This window comes from Pseudomonas deceptionensis (genome assembly GCF_900106095.1).
GTDB lineage: Bacteria > Pseudomonadota > Gammaproteobacteria > Pseudomonadales > Pseudomonadaceae > Aquipseudomonas > Aquipseudomonas deceptionensis.
The window spans coordinates 1,247,909-1,262,710 of the sequence record NZ_FNUD01000002.1 but is presented as its reverse complement, the minus strand read 5'-3'; the positions used below and the strand labels follow the sequence as shown (position 1 = coordinate 1,262,710).

Annotated in this window: 15 protein-coding genes; 10 read left to right on the top strand and 5 right to left on the bottom strand. The window is 59.2% G+C overall.

Annotated features, from left to right (window positions below; translation table 11 throughout):
* Positions 1–236: 236 nt before the first annotated feature.
* The 3 genes from BLW11_RS05665 (at position 237) to BLW11_RS05655 (ending at position 3,025) form a co-directional block, all read left to right on the top strand.
* Positions 237–1,232: an ArsR/SmtB family transcription factor gene (locus BLW11_RS05665; protein ID WP_048361218.1), complete on the top strand. Its 996-nt coding sequence runs from the start codon at positions 237–239 to the stop codon at positions 1,230–1,232.
* 19 nt (positions 1,233–1,251) lie between these two features.
* Positions 1,252–2,442 carry a methionine adenosyltransferase gene (gene metK / locus BLW11_RS05660; RefSeq protein WP_048361219.1) on the top strand — a complete coding sequence of 397 codons (1,191 nt, stop codon included), beginning with the start codon at positions 1,252–1,254 and terminating at the stop codon, positions 2,440–2,442.
* A 187-nt stretch (positions 2,443–2,629) separates the two neighbouring features.
* The gene (locus BLW11_RS05655; protein WP_048361220.1) at positions 2,630–3,025 is read left to right on the top strand and encodes a DUF1090 domain-containing protein; all 396 of its coding nucleotides are present in this window, start codon (positions 2,630–2,632) and stop codon (positions 3,023–3,025) included.
* Positions 3,026–3,071: 46 nt separating this feature from the next.
* Here BLW11_RS05655 and BLW11_RS05650 read toward each other — a convergent pair whose 3' ends face one another.
* Positions 3,072–3,521: a c-type cytochrome gene (locus BLW11_RS05650; RefSeq protein WP_048361221.1), complete on the bottom strand. Its 450-nt coding sequence runs from the start codon at positions 3,519–3,521 to the stop codon at positions 3,072–3,074.
* A 128-nt stretch (positions 3,522–3,649) separates the two neighbouring features.
* Here BLW11_RS05650 and mltA point away from each other — a divergent pair, with 128 nt between their 5' ends.
* Entirely contained in the window at positions 3,650–4,798 is a 1,149-nt protein-coding gene (mltA, locus tag BLW11_RS05645) for a murein transglycosylase A (RefSeq protein WP_048361222.1), read from the top strand.
* Between the two features lie 125 nt (positions 4,799–4,923).
* Here mltA and BLW11_RS05640 read toward each other — a convergent pair whose 3' ends face one another.
* Positions 4,924–5,310 (bottom strand): MAPEG family protein, encoded by a 387-nt coding sequence (locus BLW11_RS05640; RefSeq protein WP_019827989.1) that lies wholly within the window; start codon positions 5,308–5,310, stop codon positions 4,924–4,926.
* A gap of 13 nt (positions 5,311–5,323) precedes the next feature.
* Positions 5,324–6,157: a DMT family transporter gene (locus tag BLW11_RS05635; protein ID WP_048361223.1), complete on the bottom strand. Its 834-nt coding sequence runs from the start codon at positions 6,155–6,157 to the stop codon at positions 5,324–5,326.
* 186 nt (positions 6,158–6,343) lie between these two features.
* On the opposite strand from BLW11_RS05635, the gene BLW11_RS05630 reads away from it, so the two are divergent.
* The 3 genes from BLW11_RS05630 (at position 6,344) to BLW11_RS05620 (ending at position 10,223) form a co-directional block, all read left to right on the top strand.
* Positions 6,344–7,603 carry a cation:proton antiporter gene (locus tag BLW11_RS05630; RefSeq protein ID WP_048361224.1) on the top strand — a complete coding sequence of 420 codons (1,260 nt, stop codon included), beginning with the start codon at positions 6,344–6,346 and terminating at the stop codon, positions 7,601–7,603.
* A gap of 257 nt (positions 7,604–7,860) precedes the next feature.
* Entirely contained in the window at positions 7,861–8,235 is a 375-nt protein-coding gene (locus BLW11_RS05625; RefSeq protein WP_048361225.1) for a hypothetical protein, read from the top strand.
* Entirely contained in the window at positions 8,232–10,223 is a 1,992-nt protein-coding gene (locus BLW11_RS05620) for a pyrroloquinoline quinone-dependent dehydrogenase (RefSeq protein ID WP_048361226.1), read from the top strand. The genes BLW11_RS05625 and BLW11_RS05620 overlap by 4 nt, the downstream gene beginning before the upstream one ends.
* An 81-nt stretch (positions 10,224–10,304) precedes the next feature.
* Here the strand turns inward: BLW11_RS05620 and BLW11_RS05615 are convergent, their stop codons facing one another.
* Entirely contained in the window at positions 10,305–11,216 is a 912-nt protein-coding gene (locus tag BLW11_RS05615; RefSeq protein ID WP_048361227.1) for a LysR family transcriptional regulator, read from the bottom strand.
* 109 nt (positions 11,217–11,325) lie between these two features.
* Here BLW11_RS05615 and BLW11_RS05610 point away from each other — a divergent pair, with 109 nt between their 5' ends.
* The 3 genes from BLW11_RS05610 to BLW11_RS05600 are packed head-to-tail and all read left to right on the top strand — an operon-like array spanning position 11,326 to position 13,865.
* Complete coding sequence (locus tag BLW11_RS05610) at positions 11,326–12,558, top strand: D-amino acid dehydrogenase (RefSeq protein ID WP_048361228.1); 1,233 nt, start codon at positions 11,326–11,328, stop codon at positions 12,556–12,558.
* A gap of 29 nt (positions 12,559–12,587) precedes the next feature.
* Positions 12,588–12,938, top strand: a complete 351-nt coding sequence (locus BLW11_RS05605; RefSeq protein WP_048361229.1) for a RidA family protein — start codon at positions 12,588–12,590, stop codon at positions 12,936–12,938.
* Positions 12,939–12,962: 24 nt separating this feature from the next.
* Complete coding sequence (locus BLW11_RS05600; RefSeq protein WP_048361230.1) at positions 12,963–13,865, top strand: transporter substrate-binding domain-containing protein; 903 nt, start codon at positions 12,963–12,965, stop codon at positions 13,863–13,865.
* 116 nt (positions 13,866–13,981) lie between these two features.
* Here the strand turns inward: BLW11_RS05600 and BLW11_RS05595 are convergent, their stop codons facing one another.
* Positions 13,982–14,701, bottom strand: coding sequence for a 16S rRNA (uracil(1498)-N(3))-methyltransferase (locus BLW11_RS05595; RefSeq protein ID WP_048361231.1), 720 nt, complete (start codon positions 14,699–14,701; stop codon positions 13,982–13,984).
* Between the last annotated feature and the right edge of the window lie 101 nt (positions 14,702–14,802).

Sequence of the window (14,802 nt, the reverse complement as noted above, 5' to 3'; positions counted from 1 at the left end):
TAAATCGAAACGGAAAAAAGGCGAGCATTTTCCCTCACGCACCGCCTTCGGGGCAATGACAGATAGTCAGCTGAAACGTTTTTCCTTTGATCCGACGGTCAATCTGTTGAGGATCGGACATTTCATTTCGTTAATAAGCACATCCCATCCGACAAACGTGCCACTTATCGACCAATATCAAAACTTTTCGATATTGAACTTGCGGGGGCTTGAGCGGGTAACTAGACTGCGGCCCCATGAACTTACGCGTGCCTTCAATCCGCCATGACGATTGCGACGAGCTCTCCGCCCTGTGCAAGGCTGGAGGCGATCCGCTGCGACTCAACGTGCTGCGCGCGTTGGCCAACGATTCGTTTGGTGTGCTGGAGCTGACGCACATATTTGCAACCGGCCAATCCGGGATGAGCCACCACCTCAAGGTGCTGTCTCAAGCCAGGCTGGTAGCGACACGGCGCGAAGGCAATGCGATTTTTTATCGCCGCGCCCTGCCCCACACCGAACAACTGGGCGGCAGACTGCATGCAGCACTGCTGGAAGAGGTCGATAACCTGACCTTGCCTGCCGATGTACAGGCGCGAATCAGCGCGGTACACGAGCAACGTGCAGCCGCCAGTCAGGACTTTTTCTCTCGCATAGCCGAGAAGTTTCGCGCTCAACAGGATTTGATCGCCGGCTTGCCGCAATACCGGGACAGTGTTTTAACGCTGCTCGATAAACTGAGCTTCAATCCAGCGGCCACCGCCCTGGAAGTTGGCCCTGGCGATGGCAGCTTCTTGCCTGACCTGGCCCGCCGCTTCCATCAGGTCACAGCACTGGACAACAGCCCGGTAATGCTTGAGCTGGCCCGCCAGCTGTGTGAACGCGAGTCACTGAACAACGTCAGCCTGATCCTGGCCGACGCGCTGCACGATGCACAGCTGCAAGCCGACTGCGTGGTCGTGAACATGGTCTTGCACCATTTCGCTGCACCGGCCGAAGCTTTGAAGCAACTGGCAACTTTGCTGCAACCGGGCGGTAGCCTGCTGGTAACAGAGTTGTGCAGCCATAATCAGGCGTGGGCCCGCGAGGCTTGCGGTGATTTGTGGCTGGGTTTTGAACAAGATGATCTGGCCCATTGGGCCACCGCTGCGGGACTCGTTCCCGGGGAAAGCCTCTATGTAGGCTTACGTAATGGTTTCCAGATTCAGGTCCGCCACTTTCAGCGGCCAACTGGCGACACTCACCATCGGTAAATATTAGGAAACCGTCGAGATGAGCGAATACTCCCTTTTCACCTCCGAGTCCGTGTCTGAAGGGCATCCGGACAAAATCGCCGACCAGATTTCTGACGCGGTGCTGGACGCCATCATTGCTGAAGACAAGTTCGCCCGTGTGGCGTGCGAGACTCTGGTGAAAACCGGCGTAGCAATCATCGCGGGCGAAGTCACCACTTCGGCCTGGGTTGATCTGGAGCAGATCGTTCGTGACGTCATTACCGACATCGGCTACAACAGCTCCGACGTAGGCTTCGACGGCGCGACCTGCGGCGTGATGAACATCATCGGCAAGCAGTCCCCTGACATCAACCAGGGTGTTGACCGTGCCAAGCCTGAAGATCAGGGCGCCGGCGACCAGGGCCTGATGTTCGGCTACGCCAGCAACGAAACCGACGTGCTGATGCCAGCACCGATCACTTTCTCGCACCAGCTGGTTCAGCGCCAGGCCGAAGCCCGTAAATCCGGCCTGCTGCCTTGGCTGCGCCCGGACGCCAAGTCCCAGGTGACTTGCCGTTACGAAGACGGCAAGGTTGTAGCCATCGACGCCATCGTGCTGTCGACCCAGCACAACCCTGAAGTGTCGTACAAAGACCTGCGCGAAGGCGTGATGGAACTGATCGTCAAGCACGTGCTGCCAGCCGAGCTGCTGCACAAGGACACCCAGTTCCACATCAACCCTACCGGCCAGTTCATCATCGGTGGCCCGGTGGGCGACTGCGGCCTGACCGGTCGCAAGATCATCGTTGACACCTACGGCGGCATGGCCCGTCACGGCGGCGGCGCGTTCTCGGGTAAAGATCCATCCAAGGTTGACCGTTCGGCTGCTTACGCGGGTCGTTATGTTGCCAAAAACATCGTGGCTGCCGGCTTGGCTGAGCGCTGCGAGATCCAGGTTTCCTACGCTATCGGCGTCGCTCAACCGACTTCGATTTCGTTGAACACCTTCGGCACTGGCAAAATCTCCGACGACAAAATCATCAAGCTGGTACGTGACGTGTTCGACCTGCGTCCATACGCCATCACCACCATGCTTGACCTGCTGCACCCGATGTACCAGGAAACTGCAGCTTACGGCCACTTCGGCCGCACGCCGCAGATCAAGACCGTTGGCGACGATACCTTCACCACGTTCACGTGGGAGCGTACCGACCGCGCTGAAGAGCTGCGCGCTGCTGCCGGTTTGTAATTAAACCTGCTGCACCAAAAGCCCCGGACAGGCGACTGTTCGGGGCTTTTTGCTGCTGGCGGCCACCGCTCGGCGGATTGCTTGCGCACGGATGCTGCTAACATCCACGGTTTCGTACCACCGAAACACGCTTGCGTAGCGTTTTTTTGACCTTATTTAATCGTCATCTTTTGTCATGGAGCCATTTATGAAATTACTTTCACCGCTCGCCCTCTTTACTGTCTGCGGCCTGCTGGCAGCCCCGTTGATGGCCGCTGATGCAGCACCGGAACTCACCGGTTGCGCTGCCAAGAAACAAGCCATCACCCTGCAACTTGAGCAAGCCCGTGCCCACGGCAACGACAATCAGGTGGCAGGCCTGGAAAAAGCCCTGAGCGAAGTGACCGCTCATTGCACCGACGCGGGCCTGCGCAAGGAACGCGAAAACAAGGTGCTGGAAGCCAAGCACGAAGTCAGCAAGCGTCAGGCTGATCTGGACAAAGCCATGAAGAAAGGCGATCCGGAAAAAATCGACAAGCGCAAAAACAAGCTGGCCGAATCGCGCAAGGAACTGCAGGAAGCGCTGGATCAACTGGATAAGTGATGCGCCAGGCCCCTCTCCCTCAGAGAGAGGGGCTTTTGATCTTTACTCAGTGATTCCTGAATTCCTTGTGGCACGCGCTGCAGGTGTCTTCGACTTTCTGCACCGCAGGCGTCAGGTTGCCGGCCTTGTAAGGCTGTATCTGGCTGGCGATAACCAGCTCGCCTGTAGCGGCTTCCAGCTGGCGTGCCAGTTCCTGAAAACGCGCCTGTTTTTGCCACACATCGTCAGTGGCACTGGTTTGATCGGTCTCTTTGACTTGAGGGAAATGCTTCCACGGCTCGTGAGCCAAAGCATCCAGCTTGATCGCACCTTCGGTAAAACGCGGGCCGTCGAAGGGGATCCGGCCACGCAACATGCCGCCCAGGTCTTCACTGGTCTTTAGCATTTGCTTGAAAATCGCTTTACGCTGGCCCAACGGCGAATTGGGATCAACCCCGCCACACGCCGACAGCGTCAGGCAGGCCAGCACTACAACAGTCCATTTTTTAAGAGTCATGGTGGCTTCAGGTCACGGAATTCGGTCGCCAGTATCCTCGCGTCACCTGCAAAGACCAATACCCCTATTGAATACAAGGATTGCCTGACGGTCAGATGACCTCGGCAACCCTCGAAGGAACTTCATCTATGAGTACATTTTTCAAGCCACTGGCCTGGGCCTTGCCCGTTGTCATGTTGCTGGCCGGTTGCAATGGCACCGACAAGGACACAAACGCCACTAAACCCGAGCCCCACACCACCTACAGCAAGGCTGACTGGAGCGCACTGCCCGAAGTGACGGGCAGCGACCTGCAAAGCGGTTTTGCTTCATGGCGCAGCGCCTGTACCCGACTCAAGGCCGACGCCAACTGGGGCCCTGTGTGCAGCGATGCCGCCGCCTTGCCTGCCAGCCCGAGCGTGGCCGACATCAGCAACTTCCTGCAATCGCACCTCGACGTGTACAGCCTGCGCTCGGCCGAAGGCACCAGCGACGGCCTGATCACCGGCTACTACGAACCGGTTTACCCTGGCAGCCTCAAGCCGACTCAGGCCGCCAATGTACCGATCTATGGCATACCGCCCGACCTGATAGTGGTCAACCTGGACAGCATCTACCCCGAGCTCAAAGGCAAACGCCTGCGCGGGCGCCTTGAAGGCCGTGTGCTCAAGCCTTACGACACTGCAGAAACCATTAACAGCAAAGGCCTCGAAGCACCGGTCCTGGCATGGCTGACCGATCCGATGGATCTGCAGTTTCTGCAAATCCAGGGCTCTGGCCGGGTTCAACTCGACAATGGCCGCCAGCTGCGCATCGGCTATGCCGACCAGAACGGCCACCCGTACAAACCGATTGGCCGCTGGCTGGTTGAGCAGGGCGAACTGAAAAAAGAAGACGTGACCATGGGCACCATTCACGCCTGGGCTATGGCTAACCCGCAGCGCGTCCACGAAATGCTGGCCAGCAACCCCAGCTACGTGTTCTTCACCCAGAACCCTGACAGCAATGAAGGCCCGCGCGGCTCGTTGAATGTGCCACTAACGGCCGGTTACAGCGTGGCGGTGGACCGCAAAGTGATCCCGCTGGGCAGCCTGTTGTGGCTGTCGACCACACAAGCCGACGGCCAGCCCATCGTGCGTCCGGTGGCAGCCCAGGACACCGGCGGCGCCATTGCCGGCGAAGTGCGGGCTGACTTCTTCGTTGGCACCGGCCCTGAAGCAGGGCTGATTGCGGGCGACATGAAACAGAAAGGCAATATCTGGCTGCTGTGGCCTAAAGGGGCGGCATTGCCGCAGTAAAGGCAACGCCGATTGCTCTGTAGCCGCTGCCGCAGGCTGCGATAAGGGCCGCAGGACCTTCAACATCCGAGGGTCGCTACGCAACCCGTCGCAGCCTGCGGCAGCGGCTACAGGTTTTCATCAAGTTACATCGACACAAAAAAGAAGCTGACCACCAGCCCCATGCCGATAAACCACACGATGGAGCGCAGGATTGCCCAGTCGGCCAGGTAGCAAATGATGTACAGCAGGCGACTGGTGATAAACAGCACCGCCAGCACATCGATGGTCACGGGCTGGGCGTTGCCTACGATGTCGGCAATGATCACCGCCGCAGCAAAGGCCGGGGTCACTTCAAAGCTGTTGAGCTGGGCGCTGTGGGCACGCTTGGCAAAACCTTGAAGGTTGTCGAGATACGTACGTGGATCATGGTTTTGCTTGGGCCCGAACTTGCCATCGCTGAACTTGGCAAACGCGGTGCACACGTAGGTCAGGCAGAAGGCAATCAGTACACACCAGAAGGCAACCGTCATTGGAATTTCCTTTTTAGAGTTTCATCACGAGCATGCCGATCAGCACCAGCCCACAGGCTAAGAGCCTCGGACCGCCAAAAGGTTCTTTGAGGTAGCGCATACCAAACAACACCACCAGGATCACACTGACTTCACGCAGGGCCGCCGCCTCGGCAATCGAGCCCAGTTGCATCGCCCACAGCACCAGCGCATAGCTGGCCAGTACGCAAACCCCCACCGCCACACCCAAGCGCCATTGCGTACGCCAAAACAGTGCAAACGCGGCACGCCTGCGGGTGATCGCCAGCAGCGGAAACGGCCAGGCACTGAGCAGCGTGACCCACACCAGATAATCCAGAGGGTGCGGCCAGCGCCGGATAGCCTGACCGTCAAGGAAGGTATAGCAGCCGATGCACAACCCGATCAGCGCCACCACCGGCAGCATCGACCACGGCAAGCGATCACCGCCTCCTCCCTGCCACAGCAGGCAGGCCATGCCGCACGGGATCAGCAAAATGCCGATGATCTGCTGGCCCGTCAGCACTTCACCCGCAAAGGTCAGGGTCAGCGCCAGCACCACCAGCGGCGAAAGTCCGCGCATCAGCGGGTACACCAACCCCAGGTCACCCACCCGATACGCGCGAATCAGCAGCACCCGGTAAACCAGCTCGAATGCCACCGAAGCCAGAATCCACGGCCAGATCTCCGGCGGCGGGAATGACGCAAAGCCCACCAGTACCGCCACGACCACCAACGCCACCGTGTCCATGCAGGCGATGACCAGCAAACGCTCACCGCTGAACTTGATCAGGGTATTCCAGATCGCGTGCAACACAGCCGCGACCAACACCAACGCCGTTGCCAGCACCACAGACTCCTTGTTGTTATAGGGCCGAGCGCACATGCAACCTCAGTGCAACCCCGTGGTCAATGACCTCGGACTTCGCGTCCGTTTGCCGCACCCCGGGGATGTGCCCCTGACGCCCCCGTCTGCATCCAAACATAGCCCGACCCTATCGGGTTTCCATTCACTCTCGCCACCACAGGATCCCGGATGCTTGAGCTTGTTGCTGCGTTTATCTGCCTGACCTCACTACTGACTTACGTGAACTTCCGCTTTATCGGCCTGCCGCCGACGATTGGCGTGATGGTCACCGCCCTTATGTTTTCGTTGCTGTTGCAAGGTTTGAGTTTTATCGGTTACCCGGGCCTCGAAGAGCGCGTGCAGGAACTGATCGGCCAGATCGACTTCGGCGATCTGCTGATGAACTGGATGCTGTCATTCCTGCTGTTTGCCGGTGCCCTGCACGTGAACTTCAGCGACGTACGCAGCTATCGCTGGCCCATTGGTCTGCTGGCCACGGTCGGCGTGTTGATCGCCACCACGGTGATCGGCAGCTTGGCGTACTGGATTTTCGGCTTGTTCGGCTGGCATATCAGCTTCCTGTACTGCCTGTTGTTCGGCGCCCTGATCTCCCCCACCGACCCGATTGCCGTGCTCGGTGTATTGCGTACCGCCAACGCCTCCAAGCCGCTGAAAACCACCATCGTCGGCGAGTCGCTATTCAATGACGGCACTGCCGTTGTGGTGTTCACCGTGTTGCTGGGCATTGTGCAACTGGGCGAAACCCCTAGCCTGAGCGCCACGGCAATGCTGTTTGCCCACGAAGCCATTGGCGGCGTGGTGTTCGGTGGTCTGATCGGTTATCTGGTGTACCGGATGATCAAGAGCATCGAGCAATACCAGATCGAAGTGATGCTGACCCTGGCACTGGTGATTGGCGGTTCGGCCATGGCCAGTGAGCTGCATGTGTCGGCGCCGATTGCGATGGTGGTCGCCGGTCTGATCATCGGTAATCTGGGCCGCAACAAGGCCATGAACGAGATGACCCGTCGCTACATGGACGGTTTCTGGGAGTTGCTCGATGACATGCTTAACGCGCTGCTGTTTGCGCTGATCGGCATGGAGCTGTTGCTGCTGCCATTCTCGTGGCTGCATTTGCTGGCTGCCAGCGTACTGGCCGTGGCCATTTTGCTCTCGCGCCTGTTGACCGTGGCCCCGGCCATTGTGTTGCTGCGCCGCTGGCGCACCGTGCCCCGCGGCACCATCCGCATCCTGACCTGGGGCGGCCTGCGCGGCGGTGTTTCGGTGGCGCTGGCCCTGGCCTTGCCGCTGGGCCCGGAACGCGATCTGATCCTGAGTATCACCTACATCGTGGTGCTGTCGTCGATCCTGTTCCAGGGTTTGACCATCGGCAAACTGGTCAAGCATGTGACCAAGGATGCGCCGGTGGAGGCTGAGCAAGCGCACTGATCCGCGCCAGAGATTCCTGTAGCCGCTGCCGAGGAACGAAGGCTGCGATTTATATGACACGTCGCTGTGTCAGATAAATCGCAGCCTTTTTGTTTACGAGCACTGTGTCGCAGTTGCGCACCAACCCGATCGCAGCCTTCGTGCCTCGGCAGCGGCTACAAAGCTCCTGTCGCAGCACCTCATCCCGGTGATTTCCCCCGCCTTGGCTACACTCACTTTCCTGATGCCTGAAGGCATGAATCGGAAAGGAGAAAGGGATGAGTACTTCTGCTGCCTATGCACCGCCCAGGCGCCATCTCGGTGCCTACATCATGATCATTGCGGCGCTGGTCGCCCTGGCCATTACGGCCTGGCGATTCTTCACCCCGTTGTCCGGCGTGACCGATTCCGGGGGTGCAATGACAACGATGCTTGCCGAATTCGTGCTGTTTGTTTTGGGCGTACTGCTGGTTCAAACCAAGGCAGGGGGCCTGCGAAACTTCGTCATTTTTCTGGGTTGGGCCGGTGCCATCGGGACGATTTTCGCCGCGAGCCTGCTGCACGGTTGGTGGTCCGTTGCCGTTCTGGTGGTCTACGCCGTGGGTGTTGTCATTGAAACCTTTGGCGCCAAGCCAACAAGGAGCGCGATATGAACGGGATCAAAAAACATCTTTTGACTGCACCGGCGCTGTGCTTGCTGGCAGGTGTTTCAAACGCCCACGCGCAAGACACCTACACCGTTCCACCACCGTTGCTGGCACCGTCCAGCATCTCTGCCGAAGACGCCAAACTGCCCATTCCCAGCGGCAAGGAATGGGACAGCTTTCACGGGCAACTCAGTGCGCAGAAGTACTCGCCACTGACTCAAATCAACAAGGACAACGTCGGCAAACTGACCAAGGTCTGGCAGTACTTCACCGGCGACATGTCCACCGGCAAGGGCAAGATCCCGCCATCGGTCTGGTCCGCCACCCCTATTTTTGCCAATGACACGCTGTACGTCGGCACGCCTTTTTACCGGATCATCGCCCTTGAGCCCGAGACCGGCAAAGAGAAGTGGACCTACGACACCAAGTCGCAACTGGTCGCCGAAACACAGCCCGCGCTCAAATCACGCGGTGTGGCGTATTGGCAGGAGAAGACCCCTCAAGCGGGCGTGGCCTGCCAGAAGATGGTGTATCTGGGCAACATGACCGCGCAGCTGTATGCGGTGGATGCCGACACCGGCAAGCCGTGCGAAGGCTTCGGCAAAAACGGTGTGGTGGACGTCAACCAATGGAACACCGTCAACGCCAAATGGCCGTTATCCCAGCTGCAACCACCCACCGTTATCGGTGACAAGCTGATCGTCGGCTGGGCCGGTAAAGACTGGGAGTATGAAGTTGAATCCCCAGGTTCACTGTTTGCCCTCAACGCCCGCACAGGCGCACTGGAGTGGGAGTTCAAACCGATCCCGGATGACGAGGCAGACAAAACCGGCACCGCCAACATCTGGACCGCCATGTCTTATGACCCGGCGCTGGGCTTGCTGTATATCCCCGTGTCCTCGCCTTCACCCAACTATTGGGGCGGCAACCGGGTCAACCCGATCCCGCTGGGCACCTCAACCACCGCTCTGGATATCAATACGGGCAAGGTTGTCTGGTCTCGTCAGTGGGTTCACCACGACTTGTGGGACTACGACATAAACTCCGCGCCGACGCTGATGGACATCACCGTCAATGGCAAACCCGTGGCTGCGTTGGTGCAAGCGACCAAAATGGGATTCCTGTTCACGGTTGACCGCCGCACCGGTGAGGACGTGTGGCCGATTGAAGAACGCCCGGTGCCGCAAGGGGACGTGGCCGGGGAAGTCTACTCGCCCACCCAACCATTCCCGACCAAACCTGCACCGTTGATGGACCAGTCCAAAAAGCCACCGATCTGGAAAATTGCAGACATCGTCGGTTTTGGCCAGTGCTCGAAAATGTGGGACGGCCTGGAATACAACGGCATGTACTCGCCACCCAGCACCAAAGGCAACGGCGTACTGGCCTATCCGGACAGTGCCGGGGGCGTGCAATGGGGCGGTGTAGCGTTTGACCCGGTCAGCCAGGTCGCCATTGTGAACACCTCGCACATTGTGCAGATGATCAAACTGTGGGATCGCGCGTCCTACGACAAACAGCCGAAAACCGCGGGCAACGAAAACGGGTTCTACCCGCAGATCGGCGCACCTTTCGGGATGAGCCTGCTGAACGCGCAGAACTGGGCTGGCATGCCTTGCTGGGCTCCGCCATTCGGTGAAATCGTGGCGATCGACATGCGCACCGGTGATGTGAAATGGCGTCGTCCAATGGGTGCGGTCCAGCAATATGGCTGGTACATGCCTGAGAGCATGGGCTCGCCAACGATTGGTGGCCCTGCAGTGACCGCAGGTGGCGTGGTGTTTATCGGCGCTTCCATGGATGCCAAGGTGCGCGCCTATGCACTGGAGGACGGCAAGGAGCTGTGGTCGGACATCGTCATGGCCCCCGCCGTGGCCAACCCCGCCGTGTATGAATACAAGGGCCGGCAATACGTGGCGTTTGTCGCGGGTGGTAACTCGATCATGAAAGATCAGGTGGGCGATCAGGTGGTGGTGTACGCATTGCCGAAATAAAGCATGACTTCAACCGTGGGAGCCGGCCTGCTCGCGAATGATCTTCGCGAGCAGGCTCGCTCCCACAATTTTTAAATGCCGTTAGCCACCCGCCAACCGCTGCAACTGCTCGCTGGCCCGTTCAGCGAACAGTTGCAGCAACCCTTCCAGCATATGCGCCGGGGCTTCGTCCGCCCGGGTCAACGCATACAGCGTAATCGGCAGCGCCGGGCTCAATGGCCGGATCAACGTGCTCGCCCGTGAAGCACCCAGCGCGGTAAACGGATCAATCACCGTCAATCCGGCACCCGACTCCACCATCGCCCGCGCCAACGAATAGGTCTGTACGGCAATGCTGATGCGCGGCGGCGGATCAATTGTCTTGAGGTAGCTGTCCAGGTGCGCGAACAGCGGATCGGCACTGCTCAGGCCGATCAACGGTGCATCCGCCAGTTCATCCAGCGCCAGCGGCACGCCTTCGGTTTCATCCGGCCAGAACCCGCGCGGTGCCAGTGCCACCAGCACGCCGTGGGCCAATGCCTGGGCCTTGAGCCCTGGATGGTCAGGCAACTTGAAGGTCAGGGCCACGTCCAGTTCGCGCATCAACAGGTTCTGTATCAGCTCACGACTATGGGCACTGACCAGCTCACAGCTGATATCTGGATAACGACGCGTCCACTCACTGATCACCGGTGGCATCAACGACAGGGCCAATGCCGGCGTGCTACCGATACGCAACCGGTGCCCCGGCTCGCGCCGCAGGCTCTCGGCCAAACGCTGCACGCCTTGCAGGCTTTCAGTCACCTTGTTGACTTCACGCTCCAGCAACAACGCCTCGGGGGTGGGCTGGAGTTTGCCCCGCACACGTAAAAACAGCGCAAAGCCCAGCCGTTGCTCGGCATGCTGCAACACTTTGCTGACCGCAGGCTGCGAGACATGCAGCAGTTGCGCCGCCGCACTGACAGAACCGGTCTGGCGAATAGCCTGGAACACCTCGATATGACGCAAGCGCATGGCAGCAGTCCATAACCTTTGTTTATGGGAGGACCATCTTTATTCATTGTTCGCCGCCTGTCACCTACCCCTAACCTGAAGTCCGCTCAACAGTGGACCAAGGACAGATATGGCAAAGCGAGTGTGCATCATCGGCGGGGGGGTTATCGGGCTGGCAACGGCGTATGCATTGGTGCGCGACGGCTTTGAAGTGACCGTGATCGAAGCTCAGCCAACCCTGGGCAGCCAGACCAGCTTTGCCAATGGCGGCCAGCTTTCCTACCGCTATGTTGCTCCGCTGGCCGATGCCGGGGTGCCCTGGCAAGCAATGGGCTGGATGCTGCGCGGGGACTCGCCGCTCAAACTCCGCCCGCGCATGGACCCGGCCCAATGGCGCTGGCTGGCCTCGTTTATGGCGGCATGCCGCAGTTCGGTCAATCAGCGCAATGGTGCCCACTTGCTGCGCCTGGCGCTGCTCAGTCAAACCACGCTGCAGCAATGGCGCGAAGAGGACCACCTGGAAGGTTTCGCATGGCAGCGCAACGGCAAACTGGTGGCGTTCCGTGAGCCCGCAAACTTCGATAAAGCCCGTAAAAAAGTTATCCACAGCTCATTTCAACAAGCGCTGTCCGCCAGCGAGTGCGCCAGCCTGGAGCCGGGCCTGCAGGGGTCGGCGTTTGTCGGCGGCATCTACACGCCCAGTGAAGAAGTCGGTGATTGCCACTCTTTCTGCCAGCAACTGGCTGCCCGTTTGGAGGCCAGCGGCCGTTGCACCTTTATGTTGGGGAAAACCGTCACCCGGCTTCGGCATGCCAACGGCGTGGTGCAGGCTGTGGAGATGGGCAATGAAGTTCTGGCCGTCGATCAGCTGGTGCTCGCTGCCGGCCACAACAGCCCGGCGCTGCGCCTGCCAGGATTGAACCTGCCGCTGTACCCGCTTAAGGGTTATAGCCTCACGCTGGCCCTCACCGACCCGCAAAAAGCACCCCACGTGAGCATCACTGACTACGACCGCAAAATTGTGTACGCCCGCATCGGCGAGCAATTGCGCATTGCCGCGATGGTCGACATCGTCGGTTTCGACCCCTCGCTGGACCCCAAACGCCTGGCACAAATGCGCCAACTGGCCGCCAGTACCTTCCCGGAATCGGGCAACTATGACGACGCCATCGAGTGGGCCGGCATGCGTCCTGCAACCCCCAGTGGCGTGCCCATCCTTGGCGCCAGCGGCTATCGCAACCTGTGGCTCAACCTGGGCCACGGCGCACTGGGCTTCACTCTGGCCTGCGGCAGCGGGCGCCTGTTGAGCGAGCTGATCGCACAACGTAAAACGTCCATTGATATGCAAGGCCTGGCCGCGTGAGTGCACCACCCAACAAGAAGGAAAGACCGATGACGATTGACCGCTTCAACAGCAATGACCGTTTGAGCGCCGCCGCGACGTTCGAGGCGCTGGTATTTCTGTCCGGACAAGTGCCCACGCAAAGCGAAGATATTACGGCGCAGACTCAAGAGGTCTTGAGCAAGATCGACGCTCTGTTGGCCGAGACCGGCAGCGACAAGGACCACATTCTTAACGCCACAATTTACCTGCAAAACATTCAGCGCGACTTCGCGGCCATGAATGCAGTGTGGTCAGCCTGGCTATCCGCAGGCAAGGCGCCAACCCGCACCACCCTGCAAGCCGAACTGGCGCGACCTCAGGTGTTGGTGGAAATAAGCGTGATTGCTGTTCGTCATTAATCTGTTTTAAGGGAAAACAACAAAATGAAAAAACTTACCTTGATCAGTTGCACCCTGGGCCTGTTGATCAGCCATACCGTGCAAGCCAATGAAGCTCCGCTGCAGGGCACGCTGAAAAAAATCGCTGACTCGGGGAGTATTACCCTGGGTTATCGCGATGCCTCGGTACCATTTTCTTATGTCGGCGATAACAGCGGCAAGCCGATGGGTTATTCGGTGGAGTTGGCCAACAAGATCGTCGAACGAATCCAGCAGCAAGTGGGCGACAAACCGTTAAAGGTCAAATACAACCTGGTGACCTCGCAAACCCGCATCCCGCTGGTGCAGAACGGCACCGTCGACCTGGAATGCGGCTCAACCGGCGTGACGGCCGAGCGGCAAAAACAGGTGGCGTTTTCATATGGGTTCATTTACGTCAAAGGCCAGTTACTGACCGCCAAAGACAGTGGCATCACAGGCTTCGATGACTTGCGCGACAAGAACGTCGTCACCACGGCGGGCACCACCAACGAGCGCTTTATCAAGAGCTACAGTGCCGACCACAAGATGGGCATGAACGTAATCAGCGCCAAAGACCACGGCGAGGCCTTCAAGATGCTCGAAACCGGCCGCGCCGTAGCCTTCTACATGGACGACGCACTGCTCTACGGCGAACGCGCCAAAGCCCGCGATCCGCATAAATGGGTGGTAGTGGGTGACGAGCAATCGCGGGAAATCTACAGCTGCATGGTGCGCAAGGACGACCCGCAGTTCCTGGCGGTGGTGAACAAGACACTGGCTGACTTGTATCAATCCGGCGAAATCACCGGCATTTACCAGCGCTGGTTCGAACAACCAATCCCGCCCAACGGCCTGAACCTTGAGTTCCCGATGACCGCCGAGCTGAAACAAATCATCGCCAAGCCGGTGAGTGATCCGGTGGAGTAAACGGGGAAATCCTGTAGCCGCAGCCTGCGGCAGCGGCTACACATACGAGTCGCGGGTTCAGACACCCGTTACTCACATCCACAGGCTCAACACATCCCTGTGGGCGCTTGTCTGACTTAAAAATCACCCCACAACTGCTGGGCCACGGCCAGGGCCACAACCGGTGCCGTTTCAGTGCGCAATACCCGCGGGCCAAGGCGTGCAGGCAGGTAGCCGGCGGCTTGGGCAAGGTCGATTTCATTGTCGGTCAAACCGCCTTCGGGGCCGATCAAAAACGCCAGGCGCGCAGGTTTGGCATGGCTGGCCAAGGGTTCGGATACCGGGTGCAGCACCAGCTTGAGGTCAGCCTCGGTGGTTTTGATCCAGTCACTGAGCAACACCGGTGGATGAATCACTGGCACCCGCGAACGGCCGCATTGCTCACAGGCACTGATCGCCACCTGACGCCAGTGAGCCAGGCGTTTGTCGGCGCGCTCGTCCTTGAGCCGCACTTCGCAGCGCTCGCTCATGATCGGGGTGATCTCAGTCACTCCCAGCTCGGTGGCCTTCTGAATCGCCCAGTCCATGCGCTCGCCACGGGACAGGCCCTGACCGAGGTGAATGGCCAAGGGGGATTCGACTTGCCCGGCGAAGGTTTCGTCGAGCAGCACGCGCACACGTTTTTTGCCGACTTCCAGCAAGCGCCCTTGAAACTCGTAACCCGAGCCGTCGAACACTTGCAGGGCATCGCCCTCTGACATGCGCAGCACGCGGCCAATGTAATGCGCCTGAGCCTCAGGCAACTCATGTTCACCAAGGCTCAAGGGAGCGTCGATAAAGAAGCGGGACAATCTCATGTAAATTCTCTGAAAGTTCGAATACTGACTGTGGGAGCGAGCCTGCTCGCGATGGCATCACCACGGTTCATCCTAAAACCGCGTTGTCTGCATCGCGAGCA

Excerpts from the sequence above, each read along its gene's own strand:
- BLW11_RS05595 (WP_048361231.1), bottom strand. The coding sequence starts at position 14,701 with ATGAGATTGTCCCGCTTCTTTATCGACGCTCCCTTGAGCCTTGGTGAA.
- BLW11_RS05620 (WP_048361226.1), top strand. The coding sequence starts at position 8,232 with ATGAACGGGATCAAAAAACATCTTTTGACTGCACCGGCGCTGTGCTTG.
- BLW11_RS05655 (WP_048361220.1), top strand. The coding sequence starts at position 2,630 with ATGAAATTACTTTCACCGCTCGCCCTCTTTACTGTCTGCGGCCTGCTG.
- BLW11_RS05615 (WP_048361227.1), bottom strand. The coding sequence starts at position 11,216 with ATGCGCTTGCGTCATATCGAGGTGTTCCAGGCTATTCGCCAGACCGGT.
- BLW11_RS05630 (WP_048361224.1), top strand. The coding sequence starts at position 6,344 with ATGCTTGAGCTTGTTGCTGCGTTTATCTGCCTGACCTCACTACTGACT.
- BLW11_RS05625 (WP_048361225.1), top strand. The coding sequence starts at position 7,861 with ATGAGTACTTCTGCTGCCTATGCACCGCCCAGGCGCCATCTCGGTGCC.
- BLW11_RS05640 (WP_019827989.1), bottom strand. The coding sequence starts at position 5,310 with ATGACGGTTGCCTTCTGGTGTGTACTGATTGCCTTCTGCCTGACCTAC.
- BLW11_RS05665 (WP_048361218.1), top strand. The coding sequence starts at position 237 with ATGAACTTACGCGTGCCTTCAATCCGCCATGACGATTGCGACGAGCTC.
- metK (WP_048361219.1), top strand. The coding sequence starts at position 1,252 with ATGAGCGAATACTCCCTTTTCACCTCCGAGTCCGTGTCTGAAGGGCAT.
- BLW11_RS05610 (WP_048361228.1), top strand. The coding sequence starts at position 11,326 with ATGGCAAAGCGAGTGTGCATCATCGGCGGGGGGGTTATCGGGCTGGCA.
- mltA (WP_048361222.1), top strand. The coding sequence starts at position 3,650 with ATGAGTACATTTTTCAAGCCACTGGCCTGGGCCTTGCCCGTTGTCATG.
- BLW11_RS05600 (WP_048361230.1), top strand. The coding sequence starts at position 12,963 with ATGAAAAAACTTACCTTGATCAGTTGCACCCTGGGCCTGTTGATCAGC.
- BLW11_RS05605 (WP_048361229.1), top strand. The coding sequence starts at position 12,588 with ATGACGATTGACCGCTTCAACAGCAATGACCGTTTGAGCGCCGCCGCG.
- BLW11_RS05650 (WP_048361221.1), bottom strand. The coding sequence starts at position 3,521 with ATGACTCTTAAAAAATGGACTGTTGTAGTGCTGGCCTGCCTGACGCTG.